Origin of the sequence: Nitrincola sp. A-D6, assembly GCF_000764495.1 — a bacterium.
Taxonomy (GTDB): domain Bacteria; phylum Pseudomonadota; class Gammaproteobacteria; order Pseudomonadales; family Balneatricaceae; genus Nitrincola.
The window spans coordinates 1-7,816 of sequence record NZ_JRLB01000064.1; the positions used below are offsets into that span (position 1 = coordinate 1).

General features: G+C 52.9%; 8 protein-coding genes and 3 pseudogenes. 2 read left to right on the forward strand and 9 right to left on the reverse strand.

Translation table 11 applies throughout. The features are described from left to right. Both LH51_RS21455 and LH51_RS21460 read left to right on the forward strand, forming a co-directional pair. A pseudogene (locus LH51_RS21455) lies at positions 1–624 on the forward strand (alkaline phosphatase family protein); the annotation flags it as partial. Beyond that, positions 606–1,220, forward strand: a complete 615-nt coding sequence (locus LH51_RS21460) for a hypothetical protein (protein ID WP_200881971.1) — start codon at positions 606–608, stop codon at positions 1,218–1,220. The pseudogene LH51_RS21455 and the gene LH51_RS21460, both read left to right, overlap by 19 nt. A 12-nt stretch (positions 1,221–1,232) precedes the next feature. Here LH51_RS21460 and LH51_RS11060 read toward each other — a convergent pair whose 3' ends face one another. The 9 genes and pseudogenes from LH51_RS11060 to dinD form a co-directional block, all read right to left on the reverse strand. Next, positions 1,233–1,958, reverse strand: coding sequence for an urease accessory protein UreD (locus LH51_RS11060; protein ID WP_200881972.1), 726 nt, complete (start codon positions 1,956–1,958; stop codon positions 1,233–1,235). A 146-nt stretch (positions 1,959–2,104) separates the two neighbouring features. Further along, positions 2,105–2,723: pseudogene (gene ureG / locus LH51_RS11065) on the reverse strand (urease accessory protein UreG). A 22-nt stretch (positions 2,724–2,745) separates the two neighbouring features. After that, positions 2,746–3,411 carry an urease accessory protein UreF gene (locus LH51_RS11070; protein WP_036522234.1) on the reverse strand — a complete coding sequence of 222 codons (666 nt, stop codon included), beginning with the start codon at positions 3,409–3,411 and terminating at the stop codon, positions 2,746–2,748. Between the two features lie 21 nt (positions 3,412–3,432). Continuing rightward, the gene (locus LH51_RS11075; RefSeq protein ID WP_052063698.1) at positions 3,433–3,972 is read right to left on the reverse strand and encodes a HupE/UreJ family protein; all 540 of its coding nucleotides are present in this window, start codon (positions 3,970–3,972) and stop codon (positions 3,433–3,435) included. 23 nt (positions 3,973–3,995) lie between these two features. After that, positions 3,996–4,469, reverse strand: coding sequence for an urease accessory protein UreE (locus tag LH51_RS11080; RefSeq protein WP_235263680.1), 474 nt, complete (start codon positions 4,467–4,469; stop codon positions 3,996–3,998). 30 nt (positions 4,470–4,499) lie between these two features. Beyond that, positions 4,500–6,202: pseudogene (gene ureC / locus LH51_RS11085) on the reverse strand (urease subunit alpha). A gap of 18 nt (positions 6,203–6,220) precedes the next feature. Beyond that, complete coding sequence (locus LH51_RS11090) at positions 6,221–6,526, reverse strand: urease subunit beta (RefSeq protein WP_036522236.1); 306 nt, start codon at positions 6,524–6,526, stop codon at positions 6,221–6,223. Between the two features lie 11 nt (positions 6,527–6,537). After that, positions 6,538–6,840: an urease subunit gamma gene (ureA, locus tag LH51_RS11095; protein WP_036522237.1), complete on the reverse strand. Its 303-nt coding sequence runs from the start codon at positions 6,838–6,840 to the stop codon at positions 6,538–6,540. A gap of 336 nt (positions 6,841–7,176) precedes the next feature. Next, positions 7,177–7,816, reverse strand: a 640-nt coding sequence (dinD, locus tag LH51_RS11100) for a DNA damage-inducible protein D (RefSeq protein WP_036522238.1), incomplete at its 5' end; no start/stop codon positions are given.

Consider the following 7,816-nt stretch of genomic DNA (forward strand, 5'->3'; position numbering starts at 1 on the left):
GGGGCGCACGAAACCGGTTTTCACCTCGGATTCAGCCAGAATCATCTGATTTCGTTGGCTGAAGTGCTGGGGATGTATTTGCTTGTTTGGTCCCCGGAAAGCTGGGATTGGTTGCTAAGTGAACAGGGCTGGTCTGTACCTTCACATTTAACGGCCAAGCAGCAAACTGATTTTCTTGAACAGCAAGGTGTCATTCAAGCGTTTGTTCAAGGGCTGCCACAAGTACGCCGGGCTTTGGCTCATCTTCCGGTGGCGATGATCTTTGATGACCATGATGTTACCGATGACTGGAATCTTACTGCCGCTTGGGAACAAGCCGCCTATAACCATGATTTTTCATCGAGGATCATTGGCAATGCTCTGCTAGGTTATTTAATCTGCCAGGGCTGGGGTAACTGCCCTGAGGATTTCTCAAAAGAGCTTATGCAGGATGTCCAGTTAGTATTAGCAAAGCCTGGATGTGAGGAACATGATGATTTGCTGCGTCGGCTTCTGCATTTTTCTAAATGGCATTATGTCTGGCCGACAGAGCCCGCTCTGGTTGTTTTGGATACCCGCACTCATCGCTGGCGTTCAGAAGTATCGCTTGAAAAACCCTCTGGCTTATGGATTGGGAAGCGTTAACCGATCTGCAACAGCAACTTATGCATCTGGATGCTGTTGTGCTGGTATCGCCTGCGCCAATGTTTGGGGTCAAGTTAATCGAAACGGTGCAACGAACCTTTGCCTGGTTTGGTAAACCACTCATTGTGGATGCTGAAAACTGGATGGCTCATCCAGGATCAGCCTCTACCTTGATCAACATGTTTCGACATCCCAGAACGCCTCAACACTTCATTATTCTTTCCGGAGACGTGCATTACTCATTTGTGTATGAAATCCAGTTACGTGGTAACCAGCGTGGACCTGATTTATGGCAAATAACCAGTAGTGGCATCAAAAATGAGTTTCCCAAACGGTTGCTGGATGTATTTGACCGCCTAAACCGTTGGCTATATTCACCTAAATCACCGCTTAATTGGTTCACGCGGCGTCGTAGTATGAAGGTCATTCCACACAAACCAGAAACGGCAGATCATGGTGAGCGACTGCTGAATGCAGCTGGCATAGGCCTGGTGCAGCTTAATCCGGATGGATCGCCCAAAGCCGTTATTCAGATGCGTGCAGATGGCAAGGATGTGAGGTTTGTGCTGTCAGAAGCTGAGGCCCGGTGGGAGTAGACGTCTGCTAGCTCAGGTTGCCCAGATCCGCGGTAGACAAGCTGGGCGTCCCATCACTGTCGGTCTCACTGCCTGCCAGATGGCAATCATCTGCTGTAACAGGGGTTCGGTTTGATGGCCCAGCAGGCGCACCACGATCAGACTGTCGAGTCGGGTGGCTCCGGCAAGGATATTGGTGGCGGCTGACTGGGTAATTACCTCCCTGACTTGTTGCAATAACGCGTCATCGGCGGGGTTGATCAGCAGGGTGGCCTGCATGGGATAGCCTCTGAGACCTGCAGAGGCCTGCTGTAACTGATCCGCATTGCAGTTGAAGTGCTCAATCAGCAGAGGCTTTTGGTCGATACTCAGGCTTAGTGATGAACGCACCTGGCCCCGGTCAAAACGTTCATTGATCACCGGGCGTCCGAGACATTGCATTTCCCAGCCGATAAAGCGTGAGCGGCTGTGCAGTTCAATCTGCGTCTGCATGGACAGACGGCTGTCCGGAAAAAAGATATTTTCCTGCGGTAGCCACTCAAGTGCGGCCTGTTCGGCAACCTGAAAATGCTGGCGATAATGCGCCAGGCGTCCCCCGGAGCGATAAAACTTGGTGGCACCGGGGGTGGTGATCAAGGTATGGGCTTCTGGCTGTATCTGTACCGCGACTTCCAGTCGGTCACCACCGACTACGCCACCGGGTGGGTGTAGCAGGTAGCTGTGGCATACCGACCCTTCCGGGTAGAAGGCGCGCTGCACCGATAACGGACCGATACGCTGGCAGTGGATCAGCCGGGTGCGCTCACGCCGTGGGCTGTAGGCCAGTGCGATGCGTGCACGCCAGCCGTCCTGGGTATCCGGGGCTATACTGGCAGGCTCAGATCAGTCATACAGCGGTATCCTTGTCAGGCAGCATCCAGCATGCCCTGTTTGATGACGAAATCGATAATCACATCCAGGCCGATACCCGTTTTCAGGTTGGTGAATACATAAGGACGGTTCGGGCGCATGCGCTGGGTATCGGCTCCATCACTTCAAGGCTGGCGCGACATAGGGTGCCAGGTCAATCTTGTTGATCACTAACAGGTCAGATTTGGTGATACCGGGGCCACCTTTACGCGGGATTTTTTCACCTTCGGCGACATCGATAACATAGATGGTCAGGTCAGCCAGTTCCGGGCTGAAGGTGGCGCTGAGGTTATCGCCGCCACTCTCGACAAACACGACATCCAGGTCTTTGTGCAGTTTGGCCAGTTCTTCAACGGCGGCCAGGTTCATGGAAGCATCTTCACGAATCGCGGTATGCGGGCAGCCGCCGGTTTCAACCCCGACAATACGATCGGCGGGCAGGGCTTCGGCGCGGGTCAGGATTTTGGCGTCTTCCTGAGTATAGATATCATTGGTTACCACCGCGATGCTGTAACGGTCGCGGATTGCCTTGCACAGCACTTCTAACAGTGCAGTTTTACCGGAACCCACCGGGCCACCGACGCCGATACGTAAAGGGGATTTGTAGTCACTCATGGGTGCGTGTCCTGTTAACAGATTAAGAGCGAAATAAACGCGTGTATTGGGTTTCATGACAGGCGCTGGCGATGGCCAATGCCGGGGTGCAACCGGCCACCGCCTCATCGGCAATAGCCAGTGCCTGTTGTTGTAATTCAGGCAGGGTTTCAGACAGGCTGAGGAGTAATTGCTGGCCGCTGGTTTGCCCTAATGGCACCAGTTTGACCCCAGCCATTACGCTGTTTTCCAGCCAGCTCCACAAGTAGCCACTGCAGAGCTCATCCAGTGGAATCTGCCAATGCTGGGCGGCCAGCGCCATGCCAGCCAGTTGTGTCGATTTAACCGCGTCGATGCTGGCGGGTGGAATTTCTATGCCCAGCGAAGGTAGCAATACCGCTAGCGCCTTACCGCGTTGTGACTCTTCGGCACGCAGTTCGGCGGTTTCCCGGCTGGCGCAGAGATACTGACACCAGTAATCGACCTGCTGGCTATCGGCCTGTGCAAAGCCCTGATACAGCCGGATTAATACCGGCAACTCCAGGGTGCTGACACTGTGTTTGAGTACACTGTCCAGCCAGGCATACAGACTGGGCTGATCTGCGACCCAGCCCACTTCTATGGCCCACTCCAGGCCCTGCGAATAGGTGAACGCACCGATAGGCAGGGATGGACTGATGAGCTGATAGAGGCGCAGGCTTGGTAGCATGATTTTAGCCCAGCAACGTGATCAACAATGCAGCAGCGCCACTGCCAGCACCCAGCCATTTTGGCTGAAAGGTTTTACCCAGGGCGAAACCTGCTGCATGATCAGTGCGGCCATGATCAGCATGCCGGGCATAAAGGTGAATACGCCGCCAGCAGGCATTTCCAGACCATGCGCCCAGCCATGGAACATCACCAGTGCCAGCGCAGCGATCATCGGCAGCAGACCGCGGGCGGCAAAGAACAGAGCGACGGCAATGATAAACATTGAAGCTATAATCAGTGTTTCAATACCTGTACCGACTTGTGTTAGCAGGCCGATTACCGCTCCGGCGAATAGAATACCCAAGGTGCCAGTGTATAGCTGGATGCGCTGTTTTGCCGTTTGCCAGGCACCTAAGGCACCCACTCCAAGTAACATGGCTAAGTGGTCAAGGCCCGTGAGAGGGTGCAACAGACCGGAAATAAAGCTGCTTTGGCTGTGGTCATGACCGGAGTGGGCCAGCAACATAGGTGAGACCAGCATCAGAGCGGCCGTGATAGCGAATGTATAGGTGGTTTTCATGGGGCTTTCCTTTATCAATCAGATTAATGCGTATGTGTGTGGTCGTGATCATGGTTGTGGCCATGATGCTGGCCATTTTCACTGCTATAGGCACCGGCTTCGGGTTCAAAAGGTTGTTGTTCACAGACCACCTTAACGCCTAAGCCCTCGACCATGGCATCCAGCACGTGATCATGCTGGTAGCGTACAAACCCAGGCGCTATCTGCAGGGTACATGGCGGTTGCCAGGTGGTAACTAACCCGGGCCAGCAGCAAAGGATCATCGCAACGGACTGTTGAGACAGTTTCTGCTGAGGCTTTGATTTCAACCACCTGCCACACTCACTGCGCAGGCAATCACCGCCACGCAGGATCAGACCACGAGGCAGAAACAATCCGGCATCTCGGCCATCATCCAGGGTAACCTTCAGGCGGCTGCGAATACGCTGATCGATACTCAGGCTGAGGCTGATATCGGTCGGTTGAGGGCTATCCAGTTTTTCAGTGAGTCGAATCATGCTTTAGTCCGTTGCGTTTCTGTGATGCGATTAAAAAAGAAAGTAGCGCTGTGCCATCGGCAGTCTCAGTGGCTGGCTCACAAGTCAGCAGTTGCCCGTCCGCCAATACCTCATAGGTTTGTGGGTCGACGCTGATCTCCGGCTGGTAGCTGTTGTGAATCATCTTGTCTTTTGTGGCCGTTCGACAATCACGCACTTCACCGATCAGGCTTTTCAGTTCCAACTGCTGAGGTATACCCGCGGCAATAGCCGCCTTCGACATAAACAGCATAGAGGTACGTTGGCAGGCTTTACCGTAGTTGCCGAACATGGGGCGATAATGCACCGGCTGAGGTGTGGGAATAGAGGCGTTAGGATCGCCCATTGGCGCCATGGCAATAAAGCCGCCTTTAACGATCAGGCTGGGCTTGGTACCGAAAAAGGCGGGCTTCCATAACACCAAATCGGCGAGTTTACCGGCTTCGATCGAACCGACTTCATGGCTGATACCATGCGCAATAGCCGGATTAATGGTGTATTTGGCGATATAGCGTTTAATGCGGAAGTTATCGTTTTCCCCCGTATCCTCAGCAAGCGCCCCGCGTTGTACTTTCATTTTGTGGGCGGTCTGCCAGGTACGAGTAATGACTTCACCCACACGGCCCATGGCTTGGGAATCAGAGGCAATCATCGAAAAAGCCCCCAGATCATGCAGAATATCTTCAGAGGCGATGGTTTCACGACGTATACGCGATTCAGCAAAAGCGACATCTTCAGCAATGGATGGGTCCAGATGATGGCAAACCATCAGCATATCCAGATGTTCATCCACGGTATTCACCGTGTAAGGGCGGGTTGGATTGGTCGATGAGGCAGTACATTGCTTTCGCCACAAGCCTTGATGATATCCGGTGCGTGGCCACCACCGGCACCCTCGGTATGGTAGGTATGAATCACCCGCCATTGATGGCGGCCAGGGTTGATTCGACAAAACCGGATTCATTCAGGGTATCGGTATGAATGGCGACCTGCACATCCATTTCATCGGCAACACTCAGGCAGCAATCAATTGCTGCAGGTGTGGTGCCCCAGTCTTCATGAAGTTTAAGGCCCATGGCACCTGCTGCAACCTGTTCGCGCAGTGCTTCCGGTAAACTGGCATTACCTTTACCCATAAAACCGAGGTTCATCGGGAATTCATCGGCGGCTTCAAGCATGCGATGGATATTCCAGGGCCCTGGCGTACAGGTAGTGGCGTTGGTGCCCGTGGCGGGGCCTGTTCCACCCCCCAGCATGGTGGTGATACCCGAGCAGAGGGCTTCTTCAATCTGTTGTGGGCAAACAAAGTGGATATGCGCATCAATACCACCAGCGGTGAGTATCTGACCCTCGCCAGCAATCACTTCAGTGCCTGGGCCTATGATGATATCCACTCCCGGCTGGGTATCCGGATTTCCGGCTTTGCCAACCTTCAGAATGCGGCCCTCTTTAATACCTACATCGGCTTTGATAATCCCCCAGTGGTCGATAATTAGTGCATTGGTGATCACCAGGTCTGCGGTTTTGGCGCTGGGACACTGCGATTGTCCCATGCCATCACGGATTACCTTGCCGCCACCAAATTTAACTTCATCACCATAGATCGTCAGGTCGTCTTCAACTTCCAACCAGAGTTCGGTATCGGCCAGGCGCAAACGGTCACCTTTGGTGGGACCAAACATTTCGGCATAAGCCTGTCGTGAAATCGTTGCCATGTGCTACTCCTGACTTGGTTAAAGATCGCCCTGGATTTTGCCCTGAAAGCCAAACACCCGGCGTTCACCGGTATAGGCTACCAGCTCAACGGTGCGGCTCTGACCCGGCTCAAAACGCACCGCTGTGCCGGCAGCGATATTGAGCCGGAAACCCCGCGTCTTTTCCCGATCAAAACTCAAGGCTTCATTGGCTTCAAAAAAATGGTAATGCGAGCCAATTTGCACCGGGCGATCCCCGGTATTTGCAACAGTGACCTGGCAGGTTTCCCGCCCGGCATTGAGTGTGATGTCACCGGGGGTAACGCGCATTTCTCCAGGTATCATGACAGACTCCTTTAAACGATGGGGTCGTGAATAGTGACCAGCTTGGTGCCGTCCGGAAAGGTCGCTTCGATCTGTACTTCTGGCAGCATATCGGGGATGCCGTCCATAACATCGTCACTGGTGAGTAGTGTGCGGCCGAAGTCCATCAGTTCAGCCACGGTGCGCCCATCACGCGCACCTTCCATAATGGCGGCGCTGATATAGGCAACAGCTTCGGGGTAGTTGAGCTTTACACCGCGATCTTTGCGTCGCTCGGCAACCAGCGCGGCGGTGAAAAGTAGCAGTTTGTCTTTTTCGCGGGGTGACAGTTCCATAATCAGTGTCTCTTGTTGGAATGGCGTCGCAATCGCTGTCGCGCCAAGGGTATACAACAATAATTGAACAGCTTTGTTGATGGGGAAGCAGCAAAGAGTGTGCCATTCCTTGGTAATCCCTTGTATTACGGGGCGCTCGCTCGTTAACTGTGCATCAGATGCATTATTTTGGTGCATTCCGTGCATAAAAGCTTCTTGCTGGTGCAGTTGCACAGTCAAATGTTGTTTATTCAACGCTCTATTTAACCCTTCCAGCCCCTGTTGCCATTATCCAGTTCATAGATTGGAATATCACGCATTGGAGGAACCGAAGCGCTAATGCTTGTTTTTATCTCATTACTCCTCCAATCCGTCTGGATTTTTAATCGCTTTCTTTTCTGTTGATGCTAAGCGGCGTTCTACCTTTTTCACATCTTCAGCGGGTGGCAGGTTTTCTGGACGAATGCCGCGACTCAGTAATGTTTGGCGCACGGCTTGGTTATTGATGACATGCTCTTGTGAAATTTGTGGCTCATTTTGCATTGTCTGCTCACGAGCATTGTGAATGGTGATTTCGGTAGCAAAGTCTTTAGCTTTAAGAATGATGGTGGGGGCAAAGTCAGCCAATGGGCGGGTGTCCGGCACTTGCCACTGTGCTTTCATCGCTTGGGTACTTTTACCAAACAGTGCTGCATCGCCTTTGCTGCGGATCAAGGCAAAATTCTGGTTGCCGCCAGTTTGTTCGTAAATTACATCAGATAGCTCTTTTTCCGTGCAGGATAATTTCTTGCGCGCAGAAACCCTTTCTGCTTCCAGTAAGCGCTGTTCAATTAACTCTGCTTTGCGAGTCTGCATGGCAAAATAGGTTTGAGCAAAGGCAATTTCCTGCTTCCTGGGATCACCGTTCTGGGCAATAAGATAACAGCCGTAACGCGTCAGCATGATGTCACTGATTTCGCGCTGGCTGCCAGAGCCGAGTTCAACCATTTTGTTGACG

Bases quoted from the DNA above. Each gene is read 5' to 3' on its own strand.
- ureA (WP_036522237.1), bottom strand. From the start codon at position 6,840: ATGGAACTGTCACCCCGCGAAAAAGACAAACTGCTACTTTTCACCGCC.
- LH51_RS11075 (WP_052063698.1), bottom strand. From the start codon at position 3,972: ATGAAAACCACCTATACATTCGCTATCACGGCCGCTCTGATGCTGGTC.
- LH51_RS11080 (WP_235263680.1), bottom strand. From the start codon at position 4,469: ATGATTCGACTCACTGAAAAACTGGATAGCCCTCAACCGACCGATATC.
- LH51_RS11090 (WP_036522236.1), bottom strand. From the start codon at position 6,526: ATGATACCTGGAGAAATGCGCGTTACCCCCGGTGACATCACACTCAAT.
- LH51_RS21460 (WP_200881971.1), top strand. From the start codon at position 606: ATGGATTGGGAAGCGTTAACCGATCTGCAACAGCAACTTATGCATCTG.
- LH51_RS11070 (WP_036522234.1), bottom strand. From the start codon at position 3,411: ATGCTACCAAGCCTGCGCCTCTATCAGCTCATCAGTCCATCCCTGCCT.